This window comes from Aquimarina sp. ERC-38, from assembly GCF_026222555.1.
Lineage (GTDB): Bacteria > Bacteroidota > Bacteroidia > Flavobacteriales > Flavobacteriaceae > Aquimarina.
The window spans coordinates 3,813,908-3,832,670 of record NZ_CP098511.1; the positions used below are offsets into that span (position 1 = coordinate 3,813,908).

At 35.9% G+C, this 18,763-nt stretch carries 14 protein-coding genes; 2 read left to right on the plus strand and 12 right to left on the minus strand.

What is annotated here, in order from left to right:
* Nucleotides 1-71: 71 nt before the first annotated feature.
* The 7 genes from NBT05_RS15900 to NBT05_RS15930 all read right to left on the minus strand — a co-directional run bounded on the left by NBT05_RS15900 (nt 72) and on the right by NBT05_RS15930 (nt 10,380).
* Nucleotides 72-1,496 carry a hypothetical protein gene (locus NBT05_RS15900; protein WP_265770875.1) on the minus strand — a complete coding sequence of 475 codons (1,425 nt, stop codon included), beginning with the start codon at nt 1,494-1,496 and terminating at the stop codon, nt 72-74.
* 68 nt (nt 1,497-1,564) lie between these two features.
* The gene (locus NBT05_RS15905) at nt 1,565-2,230 is read right to left on the minus strand and encodes a Crp/Fnr family transcriptional regulator (RefSeq protein ID WP_265770876.1); all 666 of its coding nucleotides are present in this window, start codon (nt 2,228-2,230) and stop codon (nt 1,565-1,567) included.
* A 168-nt stretch (nt 2,231-2,398) separates the two neighbouring features.
* Nucleotides 2,399-4,663, minus strand: a complete 2,265-nt coding sequence (locus tag NBT05_RS15910) for an aconitate hydratase (protein ID WP_265770878.1) — start codon at nt 4,661-4,663, stop codon at nt 2,399-2,401.
* A gap of 435 nt (nt 4,664-5,098) precedes the next feature.
* Nucleotides 5,099-6,055, minus strand: coding sequence for an AAA family ATPase (locus NBT05_RS15915; RefSeq protein WP_265770879.1), 957 nt, complete (start codon nt 6,053-6,055; stop codon nt 5,099-5,101).
* Between the two features lies 1 nt (nt 6,056).
* Nucleotides 6,057-7,604 (minus strand): peptidylprolyl isomerase, encoded by a 1,548-nt coding sequence (locus NBT05_RS15920; RefSeq protein WP_416346173.1) that lies wholly within the window; start codon nt 7,602-7,604, stop codon nt 6,057-6,059.
* The gene (locus NBT05_RS15925; RefSeq protein WP_265770882.1) at nt 7,567-8,421 is read right to left on the minus strand and encodes a peptidyl-prolyl cis-trans isomerase; all 855 of its coding nucleotides are present in this window, start codon (nt 8,419-8,421) and stop codon (nt 7,567-7,569) included. The genes NBT05_RS15920 and NBT05_RS15925 overlap by 38 nt, the downstream gene beginning before the upstream one ends.
* On the minus strand, nt 8,422-10,380 hold the full coding sequence (locus NBT05_RS15930; RefSeq protein WP_265770884.1) for a peptidylprolyl isomerase: 1,959 nt from the start codon (nt 10,378-10,380) through the stop codon (nt 8,422-8,424).
* 151 nt (nt 10,381-10,531) lie between these two features.
* On the opposite strand from NBT05_RS15930, the gene NBT05_RS15935 reads away from it, so the two are divergent.
* Complete coding sequence (locus NBT05_RS15935) at nt 10,532-10,771, plus strand: hypothetical protein (RefSeq protein WP_265770885.1); 240 nt, start codon at nt 10,532-10,534, stop codon at nt 10,769-10,771.
* Between the two features lie 139 nt (nt 10,772-10,910).
* Complete coding sequence (locus tag NBT05_RS15940) at nt 10,911-11,453, plus strand: OmpH family outer membrane protein (RefSeq protein ID WP_265770886.1); 543 nt, start codon at nt 10,911-10,913, stop codon at nt 11,451-11,453.
* A gap of 34 nt (nt 11,454-11,487) precedes the next feature.
* Here the strand turns inward: NBT05_RS15940 and guaB are convergent, their stop codons facing one another.
* From guaB to NBT05_RS15965, 5 genes are all read right to left on the minus strand, one after another.
* The gene (gene guaB, locus NBT05_RS15945) at nt 11,488-12,960 is read right to left on the minus strand and encodes an IMP dehydrogenase (RefSeq protein WP_265773257.1); all 1,473 of its coding nucleotides are present in this window, start codon (nt 12,958-12,960) and stop codon (nt 11,488-11,490) included.
* 156 nt (nt 12,961-13,116) lie between these two features.
* Nucleotides 13,117-13,629, minus strand: coding sequence for a PAS domain-containing protein (locus NBT05_RS15950; protein WP_265770887.1), 513 nt, complete (start codon nt 13,627-13,629; stop codon nt 13,117-13,119).
* Nucleotides 13,630-13,762: 133 nt separating this feature from the next.
* Nucleotides 13,763-16,255 carry a TonB-dependent receptor gene (locus NBT05_RS15955; RefSeq protein WP_265770888.1) on the minus strand — a complete coding sequence of 831 codons (2,493 nt, stop codon included), beginning with the start codon at nt 16,253-16,255 and terminating at the stop codon, nt 13,763-13,765.
* Nucleotides 16,236-17,594: an HTTM domain-containing protein gene (locus NBT05_RS15960; protein WP_265770889.1), complete on the minus strand. Its 1,359-nt coding sequence runs from the start codon at nt 17,592-17,594 to the stop codon at nt 16,236-16,238. The genes NBT05_RS15955 and NBT05_RS15960 overlap by 20 nt, the downstream gene beginning before the upstream one ends.
* Nucleotides 17,595-17,597: 3 nt before the next feature.
* On the minus strand, nt 17,598-18,713 hold the full coding sequence (locus NBT05_RS15965) for an imelysin family protein (RefSeq protein ID WP_265770890.1): 1,116 nt from the start codon (nt 18,711-18,713) through the stop codon (nt 17,598-17,600).
* Nucleotides 18,714-18,763: the final 50 nt, after the last annotated feature.

An 18,763-nucleotide genomic window follows, 5' to 3' on the forward strand; every position in this document is an offset into this window, starting at 1 on the left:
GAAATCGCACTCTTACTAACACATACATCTATTTTATAATCGCTATAGATGAACAAACAACTCTTTATATTTTAATTTCTTACAACCTCTATCGAATTACTTAGGGCAAATTCACCTTCAAGATCAGCAGCATTAGCTCCCATCACAGCCCCCTGTAAACCATCGTTAAAACGTAAGTACCAGATTAAACAAACCCCAGTTCCAGCTCCATCAAAATTTACACCTTGTGCCGCCTGTAAAGTTGGTGGAAGCCCTAAAATATTTAATTTATCATCAGTAATAACCCAGGTGCTATTGGCTCCGGTAGCCATAGAGCTATCTACGCCTAGATCCGTAGCAAAATCTGCAGTACCATCTACATCAAAAACATAAGGCCCTCCTGAAATTACACCAGGTACCACATTTTGTACTCTATTTACTTCAATAGGATTTGATAGATCAAAATCACCTTGAAGATCATTGGCATTAGCACCCATATCGGCTCCCATTAATTCACCATTAAACCGTAGATACCAAATAAAACAAATACCCGGTCCTGCACCATCAAAATTAACCATCTGTGCCGCTTCTAATGTAGGAGGTAATCCTAAAATATTACCTTGCTCATCAGTAATAACCCAAGTACTGTTTTCACCAGATGCTCTGGTTGCATCTAATGTCAGGTCAGTTGCAAAATCCGGAATACCATCTACCTGAAACTCATAAGGTCCTCCTGAGATAGTACCAGCGTTGGTTACTTCATTTCTAATGACTTCAATTGAATTACTTAAAGCAAATTCACCTTGAAGGTCAGCTGCATTAGCTCCCATTTCAGCACCTTCTAATCCGTCATTAAAACGTAAGTACCAGATTAAACACACCCCGGTTCCAGCAGCATCAAAATCTACTCCCTGTGTCGCTTCCAACGTTGGCGGAAGTCCTAAAATATTCAATTGATCGTCAGTAATAACCCAGGTACTATTAGCTCCGGTAGCCATAGAATCATCAACATCGAGATCCGTAGCAAAATCTGCCATATCATCAACATCAAATTCATAAGGCCCGCCGGAAATTACTCCAGGTACCACATTTTGAACTCTATTCACCTCTATCGAGTTGGATAGATCAAAATCTCCACTAAGATCATTAGCATTTGCTCCCATCTCTGCTCCTTCCAATTCGCCATTAAATCTTAAATACCAAATAAGACAAACGCCTGGACCTGGATCGTCAAAATTCACCATCTGAGCTGCTTCCAGAGTTGGTGGTAAACCCAATATCATACCATCTGCGTCGGTAATTACCCATGAACTGTTGTCACCAACAGATTCAGCATCATCAAGACCTAAATCCGTAGCAAAATCAGGGATACCATCTACTTGAAAGTTATAGGGGCCTCCAGTAATGGTACCTGCATTTACTTCGCTACCATTGTCAATCACTTCATTGTCATCATCATCACAAGACGTAAAAGCTAAACCTATAGCTAGTAGTCCAATTAAAATTCTATTTTTCATATTTTGGTAATTTTTATTTAAATCAAAATTACCAGATAATGATGAGATAAAATGTTAGCTACCTAACACTAAGCAGCTAATAATCGAATTTGTTTACGGTCAAAATCAATAATTTTATGATTTTTCAACTCGTTCATAGTAATATTAAGGGTAGAACGTGAGGTACCAATAAGATTAGCAATATCACTTTGTGTGTATGGATGTTTAATAATAGTATCCCCGGTATTAGGGCAACAATATCCGTAATCTTCTTTTAATTCTGTAAAAAATTCAACCAGGCGGGTTTTTGTATCTTTAAAAAGTAGCAATTGTAAACGACGCTCTAACTTTCTAAAACGTAAACCCATAAATTTATAGATTTTTAAACTAAAAGAATGGTTATCTCGCATTAAGTCGTGCATGGTATCTACACTAATCGGACAAATAGAAGTTGATTTATCTACGGATTGTGCAAATTCGTTCCGAGTGTCTTCACCAAGAATTGCTTTTTCTCCAAAGATTTCTCCGCTAGTCAAAATAGCCTTAACTACTTCACTGCCATCTTCTGCATAATAACCTATTTTAACTTTACCCTTTTGGATAAGGTACACCTTTGTGGCAGAATCATCTTCAAAATAAATGTAATCACTTTTTTTGTAGGCTTTAAAAGTGTGATTTTTCTTGTAAGCTTTGAATTTGTGAGGACATAAAACCTTAAACAGGTTAGAATCCTCAAAGAACCAGATTGTACTCATTTTGTTTGTAGTGTATTAGTGTTTGTTTAAATGTGTGTAATAACAAACAGTTGGTCGTAGTTTCTTGATAATCTTTACATAGAAGTGAAATTTTAACACTTATTTAATAATCAAAAAAAACCGCTTGTAAAAACAAGCGGTTTTTTAAAGTGTATATTCTGTTTTAAACTAAGTATTTTGTTTTTTAATTAAATTTAAAGCCGATCCTTCTTTAAACCATTCTATTTGCGAAGCATTGTACGTATGGTTTAACTTTATAGTGTCTTTAGTTCCGTCTTTATGTACGATTTCCAGAGTCAATGGTGTATCAGGTGCAAAATGTTCTAAGTCAATAAAATTAAAGGTATCATCCTCCTGAATCAGGTCATAATCTGCTTCGTTAGCAAAAGTTAACCCTAACATCCCCTGCTTTTTTAGGTTAGTTTCATGGATTCTAGCAAAAGATTTTACAATAACTGCCCTTACTCCCAGGTGTCTTGGTTCCATGGCTGCATGTTCCCGAGAAGAACCTTCTCCGTAGTTATGGTCTCCCACCACAACAGTTGGAATATTTTTTGCTTTGTATTGTCTTTGTACATCAGGTACACCGCCATACTCTCCGTCTAACTGATTTTTTACAAAATTGGTTTTCTTATTATACGCGTTAACCGCCCCAATCAGACAGTTATTAGATATATTATCTAAATGTCCCCGATAACGTAACCATGGACCTGCCATAGAAATATGATCAGTAGTACATTTACCGAAAGCTTTAATTAACAACTTAGCCCCCATGATATTTTTACCATCCCAGGGTTCAAAAGGAGTTAATAACTCCAGTCTTTCGGAATCTTCTGCCACTTTAATTTGCACATGACTTCCATCTTCCTCCGGGGCTAAGTACCCAGCATCTTCAACGTCAAAGCCTCTTGGTGGAAGTTCGATACCTTTGGGTTCGTCCAATTTAATTTCTACACCTTCTTCATTTAATAAAGTGTCATTCATCGGGTCAAAATCCAGCCGACCGGAAATAGCGATAGCCGCTACCATTTCAGGAGAACCTACAAATGCATGGGTATTTGGGTTTCCGTCTGCTCTTTTAGAAAAGTTACGGTTAAAAGAATGTACAATTGTATTCTTCTCATCACCCTTTAAATCACTACGATCCCACTGACCGATACAAGGCCCGCAAGCATTTGTAAAAATAGTAGCACCTACATTTTCAAAAACTTCCAGAAGTCCATCACGCTCAGCAGTAAACCTGATTTGTTCGGATCCCGGATTAATACCAAAATCTGATTTAGGTTTTATCTTTTTAGCAACAGCTTGTTGTGCAATAGAAGCTGCCCTTGTTAAATCTTCATAAGAAGAATTGGTACAGGAACCAATTAATCCCCAATCCACTTTAATAGGCCAATCGTTCTTTCTAGCTTTTTCACCTAATTCGCCTACCGGTGTAGCTAAATCCGGTGTAAAAGGACCATTTAAATGAGGACGTAAGGTATCTAAGTCAATTTCTATTAACTGATCAAAATAATCTTCAGGATTTGCGTATACTTCTGGGTCAGCCGTCAGATGCTCTTTTACTTCATTAGCTGCATCTGCAACTTCAGCTCTACCCGTAGCTCGTAAATACCGATCCATAGACTCATCGTACCCGAAGGTTGAAGTCGTTGCACCAATTTCCGCACCCATATTACAAATGGTACCTTTACCTGTACAAGAAAGAGCTTTAGCCCCGGGACCAAAATACTCGACGATACATCCGGTACCTCCTTTTACTGTAAGAATACCAGCTACTTTTAAGATAACATCTTTTGCAGAGGTCCATCCGTTTAATTTACCAGTTAGTTTGACACCAATCAACTTAGGAAATTTAAGTTCCCAGGCCATACCTGCCATTACATCTACGGCATCAGCACCACCAACTCCAATCGCTACCATTCCTAAACCACCCGCATTCACCGTGTGAGAATCCGTACCAATCATCATCCCGCCGGGAAAAGCGTAGTTTTCCAGAACTACCTGGTGAATAATACCCGCACCGGGTTTCCAGAATCCAATACCGTATTTATTAGAAACAGATTCTAAAAAATCAAACACTTCTGAACTTGTAGAATTTGCAGATTTTAAATCCGGTTTTGCTCCTGATTTCGCCTGAATTAAATGATCACAATGTACCGTAGTCGGTACTGCTACTTTACTTTTTCCTGCCTGCATAAATTGCAATAGTGCCATTTGTGCGGTGGCATCCTGACACGCAATACGATCCGGAGCAAAATCCACATAATCTTTTCCTCTGGTAAAAGCTTTGGATGCTTTACCATCCCAAAGATGTGTATATAAAATCTTTTCTGCCAACGTTAAAGGTTTACCGGTGATTTCACGCGCTGTATTAACACGTTCAGCTACCTGGCTGTACACCTTTTTAATCATATCTATGTCAAATGCCATGTATTCTTATTTTTAAATATATAAAACGCGACGAAAATACGAATTTTAAAGTATTTTTTTATAGGAATATTTTGTTTAGTGAATTTTTAGAAAATCTCAAAAAAAGTGATCGAATTTCAGAAATTTATATCGAAAAACTACATTTCATCATCTTAATCTGCTGATAAATGTAATGAAGATGTTCTTATTTATATAATTTAAAATAGCTGTTACTGCTTAGAATGAACTTTACTAATTTAATTCATTTCTGTTCATTTCCTTTTTTTACCATAATAGTTATCCAAAAGACAAAAGCATAAAACTTTATTTTCTTCTAAGAAGGTTATACCCTATTTAGCTTTACGTGACTGAAAAGAAATTGTATAAGGTAAAGTAGATCAAATTAGGAAGTACACGAAAGATGCGTTATTAAAAAGCTACATTATAAACTAGAATTTAAAACAAACTTTCAATAATTGCTTCGATACCCACTCCTTCAGCTTCGGCTTTATAATTCTTGATCATCCGGTGACGTAAAATTCCTTTAGCAACAGCTTTTACATCTTCAATATCAGGAGAAAACTTTCCGTTTACTGCGGCATTGGCTTTGGCTGCCAGAATTAAATTCTGTGACGCCCTGGGACCTGCTCCCCAATCCACGTATTCCTTAACCAGATCAGGAATGGCATCAGACTGAGGCCTGGTTTTACCTACCATTCTAACCGCATATTCTATCACATTGTCTGCTACCGGAATACGTCGGATAAGATGTTGGTAATCCACTATTTCTTGTGCCGTAAACAAAGCATTTACTTTTTTTGTTACGTCCCCGGTCGTACTTTTTACTACCTGTACTTCTTCTTCAAACGTTGGGTATTGCAACTCAATGGCAAACATAAATCGATCCAACTGAGCTTCGGGTAAAGGATAGGTTCCTTCTTGTTCTATAGGGTTTTGGGTTGCTAATACGAAATAGGGCAACTCTAGTTTATAATGGTGACCAGCTACCGTAACCGCACGTTCCTGCATGGCTTCCAGAAGGGCAGCCTGGGTTTTAGGGGGTGTCCGGTTGATTTCATCTGCAAGGATAATATTTGCGAAAATAGGCCCTTTGATAAATTTAAAATGCCGGGTTTCGTCCAGTATTTCACTTCCTAAAATATCACTGGGCATCAAATCGGGCGTAAACTGAATCCTTTTAAAATCCAAACCAAGAGCCTGGGCAATAGTGTTTACCATTAAGGTTTTAGCCAAACCCGGAACTCCAATCAACAAAGAATGACCTCCGGAAAAAACAGAAAGTAATATTTGATCAATTACTTTTTCCTGACCAATAATCACTTTAGCAATCTCTTTCTTAAGGTCGGTATGTTTTTGAACCAGTGTTTTTATCGCTGTAACGTCATCAGCCATATTAGTCTTCGGTTTTTAGCCAATTACCACTGTATTCACATTCACGGTAATCACCATTAATTTTTATATACGTATCATTAATTTTTTCTTCCTGCCACTTACGGATCGCATCAATTTGTTTTTTACGTAATGCCAGTTCCTGTACCTTTAAATAATCCTTTGCATAATCTGCAATATGCTCATCAAAACGGTTTAATACGGTGATTAGTTTAAATTTAGGCTTCCCTTGCCGATCCTGGTCCGGAATTACCTTTGATACTTCATTCTCAGTAAGTTTTGAAACCTGATCGTATAAAATCGGATCAATTTTAGTCAGTTCAAAACGTGTATCTCCGGTAGTAGGGTTTAATAATTGACCCCCGTCTTCCCGGGTTTCTTTTTCATCACTAAACTTTCTTGCTGCTTCTTTAAACTTAATAGAACCGGCAATAATTGCCGTTCGGATGGAATCGACTAACTTTTTTGCTTCGTTTACACTGGAACGGGTAACCTCTGGTATTAATAAGATATGTCGAACGTCAATCTCCTCCCCTCTGATACGGTCTACTTTTACAATATGCCATCCAAAATCGGTTTGAAACGGTTCACTTACTTCTCCTTCCTGCAAACTAAAAGCAACATCTTTAAATTCTTTAGCAAAACCGGTCTGTCTGGTGATTGTATATTTACCTCCGGTTGACTTAGAACCCGGGTCTTGTGAATACAATACAGCTTTAGTAGCAAAACTACTTCCATTTTCTACGATATCTTCTCTGAATTCCCGTAAACGTTGTATGACTTTTTCTTCTTCTTCCTCCGGAACTTTTGGGTCGATCACAATTTGCGCCAACTCCAATTCGGTACCAAACAAAGGGCGTTCTTCTTCTGGTATTTTGTCATAAAAAGAACGTACTTCTTCAGGGGTTACTTCTACTTCTTCAATGATTTTAGACCGCATCTTTTCAGATAACCGATTTGATTTGTTAATATCAAACAATTCTTTACGGAACTCTTCTTCACTATCCTTTTTATAAAACTGTAAAATTTTCTGTATGGTTCCCAGTTCATTTTTCATATAAGCTAACTGCTGGTCTACCATCGCGTTAATTTCAGCATCGCTGATTTCAATACTATCCTGAACTGCATGATGGGCGTATAATTTATTTTCAAATAAACTTCCGGCTAATTCACATTGGCCTACTTCGCTTGCGGATACGCCTTCGCTAACTAATTGTTGATAGGCAATAGCAACATCGCTATCTAAAATAACATATTCCCCGATTACCGCAGCTACCCCGTCAATTTTTATACGATCCTGAGGGTTCAAACCAGATGTATTAGGAGAGGTACTAGTTTTTGTAGCAGATAAAGAATCAGTAATAGTCTCTCGGATTTGAGGAATTGCATTTACGACTAGGGTATCTACAATTTTTTCTTGTAGAACCTTAGTTTGTGCAGTATCTTTAATTACTTGTCCAAAAAACAAGCCGGGTATGATAAAACAACCTATCCGGAAACCGCCTATAAAAAAATTAGTTAAAAACTTCAAATTGTTTATTTTCAATTGCATCTTTTGTAATATCCTTTTCAATTTTTTTTATCAAATCTTTTTTCCGGCTGCTCAGGATGATCTGTTTTATGGTAGGTGCTACGTAAGACAAAGGGGCTTTCTGGTTTTTACGGAGTACCTCTTTAATCTTTATCATATAACTACCTAAAGAATCTTTACGTTGTATGTATGTATTCTCTCTAAGTATTTTATTCTTTTCTTCTTCTATTAACACCGGTATTAATGAAAAGACTCGGTCAATAGGAATCCAGATAGAATCTTCAAAAGAAAATTTTACAAATTCCAACTTTTTCCGAATTAAATCTTCTTGATCATCAGTATTAAAACGATCAAACATCGTTTGTGTGACAATCATATCATTATAACCCGGAGGCAAATGTAAGTAACGTAATTTTACTAACTCCTTATTGAGGTTGAAATTTTTCTGATTCTCCTGATAATACGAAGCAATTTCCTGATCGGACACCCGCATATTAATAGATTTGTCTACAATTGCATTTTTATAGGCGGTTATCAATAAGGTATTTCGATAATCTTCTACCAGTTCTTCAAACTCCTGTATGGTAGTATCGTCCAGATTTTGTTTGGATTGATCCAGGAATAGTTGTTGTGTTGCCCACTGTCTAATAAAGTTATTTACCTGAGCCAGGCTATCCTTTGCAGAACTATTCTCCGGAACAATATCTTTTAACGCCGACTTATACAGATAATTGGTATTAACCCTTGCTACTGGTACATCATTGATTACTTTTTCGTCAGAAGAACAACCTAAGGTAATTACTAAAAGAATACTAAGTAAGTACGGAAGAATGTTCATTTAAGAATTCAATTCTTTTTTAATGGCTTTTAACGTCCTTTTATTAACCTTAACTTCGTATTTCTCTCTTAGTTCCTGCATCCATTTTTTCTCAATTTCTTCCTGGTAATCACTGATTACTTTACCTTTTATTTCTTCAAAAGATTTAATTTTTTTGGGGTTAATTTTGATTACTTTCAGTACTGTATACAGATCACCTTCATTGATACTCACTACCTCGTTTTCTTTACCGGTTAATTTCTTTGTTAGATTGGTATTACCTTCTTCTACCTCTTCTTCTAACCAGATTACATTTGCAGCCTTACCAGCTTCCGTTAGGTTTTTTTCAATAGCTTCTTTTGACAGACCTTGATTAAATAATTTTTCTACGTCTGCAATCACCTCCTGATCGGTAGAAGATGCTTTAACAATCTGATAGGACTTTTCTTTGACGTAAGCTTCTTTATTAGCCTCATAGAATTTTTGCAAGGCTATGGAATCGGTTTTTGCGGCATTCCATACTTTGGTTTCCATAAGGTCAAAAAGTAGTAAACCGTCCCGGTATTCGACCAGCACCTTTGCAAAATCTTCATTATCATTTTCCAGGTTCTCTTCGTGAAAAGAAAGCAATTCTTTAGTCTCATAGTTTTTATAACTATCTTCTATAAACGCCGCTACGTTTTGATACTGCCTGTTATTCGCCGCAGTTTCTTGAATATATTTAGCAAAATCTCCGTAGCTATATTTTTTAGTTTTTAAAGAGAAAATAGTTTTCTGCATAGCGGTATCCGTACTATCCGGTTGCCAGTTACCATCAAAAACGGTAACAGGTACGTTATTTTTAAAGTATTCAACAGCTTCTTTATTAGAAACCAGATTATACTTTTTCTTTAATTTATTCGTAAATGAATTGGTTATAATTTGCGACCTGCTATCTCTCTTAATTTTTTGGGTCAATTCTCCCTTTAACTTATCATATTCTTCTAACGGATTTTTTTCTATCAGTTTTATAATATGCCATCCGTAGTCCGTTTTTACAGGTTCGGAAATTTCTCCGGGAGTTTGAAGGGCAAAAGCCTTTTTCTCAAATTCCGGCGCATTTAATACCCCTTGTCCGAATTTATTCATTTTACCTCCGTTTACTGCAGTATTTTTATCATCACTGTATTCCTTTGCCAGTGCTTCAAAAGAAGCTCCCTGATCCAATTGTTTTTTAATGTCTTTTATCCGGGTATGCGCTTCCTCTTCTTTTACTTCGGGCGTGGTAGCAATCATGATATGAGCCACCGTTACTTCACCTAACGAGGCTTCTTTATCATTTACTTTTAAAATGTGATAACCAAATCGTGTACGAAACGGCATAGAAACTTCACCAACTTCGGTGCTAAACGCTGCATCTTCAAACGGATAGACCATTCTAAAAGCAGAAAACCAACCTAAATCGCCTCCATTATCTTTGGCTGAGGGATCTTCACTGTTCCTTTTTGCTATTTCATTAAAATTTCCTCCGTTAACAATACTATCTCTTATTTTTGAAATTTTATTGTAAATTTCCAATGTATCTTTTGGTGCGGCATTTGGGGTGACCTGTAGTAATATATGACTGGCATTAACCCGTTTTTTCATACGGTCATACGCTTCTTTTACCAATTGTTCTGAAACTTCGTTATCTGTTAAATACCCGGAAGCTAATTGTTTTTTATAGCCTTCAAACTCTTTGATATATTTTTCGTTCTTATCAAGTTCTAAAGCTAATGCCTCATTAAGTTTCAATTTATAATCTACAAAAAGATTGAGATACTGATCAATATCTTTTTGAGATTCGTCTTTGACCAGATCAATATTTTTTAAATAAACCCTTTTAAACTCTGAAGTGTAAACGGGTTGACCATTAATATTTAATAGTACTGCATCTTTTTTTTGCGCTGAAACAACGATGGTTGCCGCTGAAAATAAAAAGATAAATAATGTCTTATGCATTTGTGTTGTATTTAGTTTGCCTTATTCCGACAAAAATAACAATAAATTAATGTCTTACAAATAATAGCAGAAATGTGAAAAGCTTTTATTTTAGTATATAGGTTTGTAAAATACGCTTTATTAGGCTTCAACTTTTAAAAATTTAATAATAATGAAAAGAATTAAAATGATTTGGGATTTTAGAGGTCCTACAGCTAAGCAAATAGCAAATCATCATGTTATTCATCTAAAAGATTACGTACAAACACATAAATTATCGAATACTCTGGCAGATTTTACTGAAGTCAACGAGATGTATACGATGGCTTACCTGGTAGTTGATGAATCGGATATGCTGATTACCCGAAATCAGTTAAAACCGCATCGCGGACAATTATATATAGATAACTAGTAATAGCAACAGGTTTATATAGTTAAATCAACATAAAATAACATGAATCTTCATATAAGAACCTGATTTTCGGATTGATAGTTACTTTTATTTTTAAAATACTATCTTCGCAGCAATTTTCAAAAAAAATTTTATTAAAATGAAAAACGTACTTACTATTGCGTGGTTTACCTTATTTTCTACAGCTGTTCTTATGGGACAATCAAAAGTAGGAACCATTGATACGGAATATATTTTATCCCAAATGCCGGAATTAACAAAAGTTCAGGAAGATTTAAAAACCTACAATACAAAACTAGAAGCAGAACTCAAGGAAAAAGTGGAAGTTTACCAGGCAAAAGTAGCTGCTTATCAAAAAGAAGTGGCCACCTTAACCGATCCCATGAAAAAGACAAAACAAGACGAAATTATCAAATTAGAAAATGATATTACTAAGTTTCGTAATAACGGAACACAATTAGTACAGATAGAACAAGACCGTTTGTTACAACCCTTATATCAAAAAATCGGTAAGACACTAGAAGAAATTGCTAAAGCAGAAAAATATACCCAGGTATTTACCATTTCTACTAGCGGACTTGCTTATCTGGATCCGAAATTTGATGTTACTCAATCTGTAATCAAAAAGTTAGGTATTGTGGTAAAAACACCTGCTACCAATACTCCCAGTGCTAAAAAATAGAAATATTAATAAAAAGTATAAAGAAGCTTCGAGATTACCTGCTGTAATTCGGAGCTTCTTTAGTTATAGTTACGTCATGTGGATGGCTTTCATTGATACCACTGGCTGTAATTTTTACAAACTGTCCTTTTTCCTGAAGAGAAGCAATATCCTTAGCTCCGCAATATCCCATACCGGCACGTAATCCCCCGATAAATTGATGTATGCTTTCGTACAAGTCCCCTTTATAAGCAACCCTTCCTACAATACCTTCCGGAACTAATTTTTTAATATCATCTTCTACATCCTGAAAGTAGCGGTCTTTTGATCCGGTTTTCATGGCTTCTACAGAACCCATTCCCCGATAAGTTTTAAATTTTCTTCCTTCGTAAATAATGGTTTCTCCGGGAGATTCTTTAGTACCAGCCAGCATAGAACCTAACATAACACTATCTGCTCCGGCCGCAAGGGCTTTAGGAATATCCCCGGTATATCGGATTCCCCCATCGGCAATAACGGGTACTCCACTCCTTTTAATAGCAGCAGCTACTTCAAGAACCGCAGAAAATTGCGGAAAACCAACGCCTGCAACCACTCGGGTAGTACAAATAGACCCGGGACCAATACCTACTTTTACTGCATCTGCTCCGGCATCTACCAGATACCTGGCAGCTTCTGCCGTTGCAATATTACCTACCACAACTTCTAGTGCTGTAAACCTTGATTTAACTTTTTGTAAGACTTCCACTACGGTTTTAGTATGACCATGAGCTGTGTCAATAACTACTGCATCCACGCCTGCATTCACTAATGCTTCTGCCCTTTCGACTGCATCCGGAGTAACACCAATGGCAGCAGCAACCCGTAATCTACCTAAACTATCTTTATTTGAACTAGGTTTTAAGGTAAGTTTGGTAATATCACGAAACGTAATTAAACCTACCAGGCTATTATTTTTATCTACTACCGGTAATTTTTCAATTTTATTTTCCTGGAGAATCACCTCGGCTTCTTTTAAAGAAGTTCCTTCTGCCACAGTTACCAGATTGTCCGTAGTCATAACCTCAGAAATTGGGCGGTCATCATTCTTTTCAAATCGTAAATCCCTGTTAGTCACAATTCCGATAAGTTTCATTTGATCATCCACGATAGGAATCCCCCCTATACTATATTCCCGCATATAGTTTTTTGCGTCCAGTACCTTAGCAGTTAAAGGTAAAGTTACCGGGTCTATAATCATCCCACTTTCTGCACGTTTGACTTTACGTACCTTCATGGCCTGTTCTTCAATAGACATGTTTTTATGTAAGACCCCAATACCACCTTCCTGTGCCATAGCAATCGCCATACTGCTTTCAGTTACCGTATCCATCGCAGCGGAAATTACAGGAACATTCAGGTTAATATTACGTGTAAAACGGGTCTGTATATTTACTTCTCTGGGAAGTACTTCTGAAAAAGCAGGAACTAATAGAACATCATCGTAAGTAAGACCTTCTCCGACGATTTTGGATTCATGTGCAGTCATGGCAACTAAAAATTTAATTGCAGGCAAATATAATGCTTTTTCAAGGGATTCATAAGGTAGAAAAAGTTTTAATTCCAGTAATTTCGTATTTGACCATACGCCACTACCTTCATATTACCTTAAATTAAAAATAATTGCTATTTAAAAATAGTCAGATTATGCCGCTTCTTCAAAAGCAATATAATTTACTAACTTGCCATTCGTACTAAATACCGGAAATCCTTGAATCTTACAGATATACGTAGAATTATCTTTTCTGTAATTTAAAACGGAAACTTCAAAAGGTAATGCTTCCTTCACCGCTTTACCCACTTTAGTAGTAGTTAGTTTACAGGTATCCCGGCCCTGAAACATTTTAGGCGATTTTCCAATAACTTCCTGAGGAATATATCCATTCATTCGTTTTATATTATGAGAAGCATATACAATTTCTAAAGTAGGTGTAGTTACTACTACTACTTTATGATTCACCACCATTTCTTTAACGTAGTCTTCATTAAAATTCCATTTAACCGAAATCTTATTAAGCTGGTCAATATCGTTTTTAAAATTAATAACGCTTTCAAAATACTCACTATAAAATTCCCAGGAGTTTAAAGGTAAAATACTATTAAAACTACTTTTGTAATAATTAGCCATCACATTATCGTACACTCTAAATTCTTTCATAGCTTAAATTTTAATTTTTTACTAAATTATATAATATTACTGTACGCTATAGGTGAACATAAGTTAATTATATGGTTTAACAATAGTTAATTAATTCTTACGGATATCCTATTTTATCAAATTTACAGTTCAATTACCAGGTAAATTGTAAGGTTGCAAACCAATTAAATGGTGCTGAAGGTAAGATACCCGGACCCGGATATCCGGTAGCTCTCTGCGTAAAATAAGAACTATCAAAGAGATTGCCAATCCCAGTCTCTAGTTTCCATTTTCTGTAGGTATAAGATAATGATACGTCTACTACGCTATAGGACGGGATAATTCCTTTAATACCTTCTTCCAGTGTTTCGGGAGCGCTCAGCTTAGAATTCGTAGCATCGGTAAACTGTTCACTTAGATAAGTAAACTGAATACTTGCCAAAAAATTACCATATCCGCCGTTAATCCCGGATTTTACATTATACCTCGGAATAAATTCTACCTTATTTCCTTCAACAATCTGATTAGAATTCACGTTATTATTTACAGAGGTATATTCGGACTGCGTTATGGCTGCGTTTAAAAAAACGGATAAACGATACTGGGGATTCTCCGGAAATATCAAATTAGCAAGATTCCAATCTACAAAACTTTCTAAACCGTAGATAAAAGCATCTCCGATATTAGTACGCTCCCGCGCGGCACGGTTATTCGTAAATTCGCCAATTCGATCTGCATACAATAAACCGAATACGTTAATATCATAGGACAAATTTTTTCCGATCTTACCCCGTACTCCTATATCCGCGGTACCCCCTTTTTCATCACTTATTAATTCGTTTACAATAGAACTGGGGTTTACAATCCGTATATCATTAAAGGTAACGGATCTGTAGTTTTGAGATACATTAGCATAATATTCACGTGAATCCGTTGCATTATAACTTAGACCTACTCCAGCTAGTAGGAATGTCCGGTCCAAGTCGCGATCATCTCTTCTGAAACCAATGAGTTCAGGATTGTTTGCATTATCAAATATTACTTCTGAAAAAAGTCCTCTTGAAGATGTTTGAATATTTTCAAAACGCAATCCGGGCGTAATCGAAAAATTATCAGTTAAGTTAAAAATATTTTCAATAAAAAAAGCGATGTTTTGGTTAGGAAAAGTAAAATCAGATTGATTAGGATAACTGGGAAATTCATTAGTACGAAAACTAAAATCAGCATCTGTTCCTAAACTTCCGGCCCCTTGTCTTGCCGTATTGTCTGCTTTATAATATTTACTACCTATAAGAAATACTGCCTTTTTATTAAAAACCATATAGCGAGTTAGCAAGCGAGCTTCTGCCCCATAATTGGAAAAGGTATTATCAATAATGTCCCTGGGGTTTACAAAATTTCCTTCAAAATCCTGTTCGTCATCTACAAAGATGGGATTTGAGTTCAAATTTCCAGGTACTCCTCTAAAACCAACGGCCTGCCGTTGTGCATCCAGTGCAAAAAGGTTCAGGCTAAAATCTGTTTTTTCAGTTAACTGATGTTTAAATTGTAAAGAATATAACTGCCAATTGACCTTGAACCAATTTCGGGTACGATTTGAAAATTCCGGGTTATTATTAAATTGCGTATCGGTTAACCCACCGGGTTGCTGTGCCAGATAATCCAGGTAGGTTATATCTAAAGACAAGGATGTACGGTCGCTAAACGCATATTCTAAATGTCCAAATACATTATGTGAATTAAATTTTGAGTTTTCACGAAAGGTATTTCCGGTTTTATAGTGATAATATGTATAGTAACTGAATTTACCTAATGTACCACTAAGGCTGGTAAAACTAGTAAATAATCCGAATGAACCTAAGGATTGCCGGGTAGTAATTTCTAAAGGTTTTGATAATACCGGGCGCTTCATTTTAAAGTTGATCAGTCCGCCAAATTGTGTCCCATATTGAAGGGAAGCCGCACCTCTAACAATTTCAATTTTTTCCAAAGCTTCCGGAGGTGGCGTATAATAGCTTTCGGGATATCCTAAAACATCTGCACTAATATCATAACCGTTTTGACGCGTATTAAAATTAGCAGTTCGGTTAGGGTCTAGTCCCCTACCTCCTATATTTAATTGCAAACCACCTGCACTGGATTCGTAAATATTAAGACCTACTACCTGTGCATAGATTTGTCTCGCATTATTAGCAGCAATGTTACCGAGGGTGTTATCTAACAGAACGACCTCGCTCTTTTTACCCGCGTAAATTGCCGTACCTTCCACGGGTTTTAATTGTTGTAAACCAAATATTTCTTTTCGGCGTTGGCTAAGTACTACTTCTGATAATTGTTCACCTAACAATTCTAATTGAAAATCAATAGTGACATCACTAATTATCTCTACGTTTTTCTTTTGAATTTTATAGCTATAGCCGTAAGCAAGTACCGTATAAGCCCCTTTTTCTATATTTAGAAGTTTAAATGTTCCGGCTTTATCCGTAATACTTCTGTTTCCGGTTTCTTTCAGGTATACTTCTGCGTTTTCAAGAGGAGTACCGGTTTCATCATATACAATTCCGGTAAGTATATGTTGGCTAAAAATTGCCTTACCGGAAAAAAATATAAACAGGCAAAGTATAAATCTATAAACCTTTGATCTCATCTTGAAAAGGAATTATCCAGTCTTTATGTTTAAAAGAATCCGTTATTAGTGTTAAGTCCACTTCCGGGTCTACGAACGGAGTGCTTAACCTTCCGTTTAAAGTAACGTAGCTATCTGCATAGACAGAAACATTGGTTTGATTTTTAGTTTCAAAAAAGTCTTCAAGATAATGAGCATATTCTAGGATAAAATCAGGTTGCGTTGCCATTTGTTTTTCCTGGAAACTGGTTAGAAAATCCCTATTGTTAACGTAAAACCGTTTATTTGTTTTTTGATCCACTACTTTAAAAGTTATATAACCTGCTTTTTCCATCAGCATCACCCGCCATGAAAACCGATACCCCTGTTCTGTCCAAAATAACTCTCCGGGATATAGCACATAACGGAAGGGCAAAGCTAATTGAACCAAAAAGAAACAGCCTATAATGGGATAAATAATTTTTTTATTTTTTAAAGAGAAATCATATTGATCCTTGATAGGTACTGATTTTTCGTTAAACGGTAACAGGTGATTTACAAAATTTAAAATCTTATGATGAATTCCGGCATCAAAAAATACCATTGCACTCACAATCATAATGTACGGAAACATCCCTATAGGAAATAGCACCCGTGTCAATACGTGAAAAATTACGACCAGAAAAAATGCCACTCCCCTGGTTTTTCGATACCATAGTAGTGCCGGAATACATAGGTCGTACAGAGCACCTGAATAACTAAACAGATAGTGTACCCATTCTTTTTGCAATAAATCTCCTAATAAAGGAGTATCAAACTTAGAAGGCAACCAGATTTTTAAAGGCATGGCATGAAGTAACCAATCCGAATTTAACTTAGCTAATCCGGCATAAAAATAGACAATGGTTAATAATATTTTAATTGCATCCATACACCATTGCGGAATTTTACGGTAGGCATATCCTTTATAGTAAGCATCTATTGAAAAATAGGCATTTGCCGGTAAAAAAATAAGCAGAAAACTTAGAATACTTATAAAGTAATAATGGTTAAGGTAGGTGGTTTTATCCATTAATTCAATATATGTAAAGCTTAGAAAAAAGCTGACTATTGCTATTCTATATTTAAAACCAATAGTTATAAACAGCGCAGATAAACCACATATTACAAATAATATATAAGTGTAAGCACCCATAGGTTTAACCCATTCGAATCCGTAATAAGAAAAGAAAAAATTGGGCTGTATGTACAATTTATCAATCCAGCCGTAGCTCCAGAACCTAATGATACTTATACACATCATGATCCCGAATAAAATACGAAATACCGCTAAAGGCGCGGCATCCGTATGTTTTTTAAAGTATGTAAGGGGAAGTATCAACTATTAATCTCCGTCTGCATCTACAAAATCTACAGATACCGACATAGCAGAAAGCATATCAGCTTTAAGTAGTATTACGTTTTTCTGAAGTTCATCATAAATATTTAACATCAGTTTGTTATTACTCTTGACCTGCTCGGATAGATTATCTTTTAAGTTTTCAGACATCATTTTGACTGCATTGAATTGATTATTTATCAATACTCCTAAATTTTCACCGTTCTTTAAGGTATTTAAAAACCGAAGATAAGAATTAAAACCAGGTCCTTCTTTTTTAGTTCCAAAGGAGTTTCCATTAAAGAAATCCTGCATGGCTTGCAAATTCAGTAAAAATAATTCTTTTGATAAAGTTCCGTCATAATAGGCTTCAATTTTATCTGCCCGGCTTTCTCCTGAAAAAATACCTGCGGGAATCCCAATTTTTCCGGCTCTTAAATTACGTTCGTAATGAAATATATAATCATTAACCAGTTTATTAAAAGAACTGGTAGCGGAAGAACCGTTGTTTGCTATAAAATCATCTCTAAAATTAGTTTTCCAATCCACTACAATTTCCTTGGTCATGGTAGCCATACGTTGAACTACATCAGTTACATAATTTTTATAAGCAGTTCCGGTAGTATTATCCGTATAAACGCTAAGATTTGTTTCTGAGTCTGCTGCCAAACCATTAAGTAAATAATCCAGTGCTCCAAAACCTTGTTCATCTTGTTTAGAAACAGCTGTAAGGTTATATTGACCGCTAGTAAGGTTATTCAAAATATTTTCAGTATCTACCGGATAAGAGTTCATAAAACTACTAAAGGCTAAAGATTCTGCTTTTCCAATCTGAAACATACTTACCCGTTGCCAGGCTCTATAGGCATCTGCCCAGGCTAATTTTAAATTTTCAAAAGATGTTGTATCCGGTGTGGTAGTAAATTTATTTGAAGCGCTTTCTAATAATACTATTTTTGCCTCAAAGCTTTCATAAGCAGGAATGATAATATTGTCTGCTATATTGGTTAGCATTTCCTGACGGTTAAAATTATCATCAAGAGATCCGTTACTACTATCATCCTCGCTACAGGCGGTTAAAAGGAGAAGAGAAATAAAGAAGGTGCCTATTACTTTTTTCATTTTCTAAGTTTTATAATTTTCCAATTAAAGTTTTATCCTACAGAGTAGCA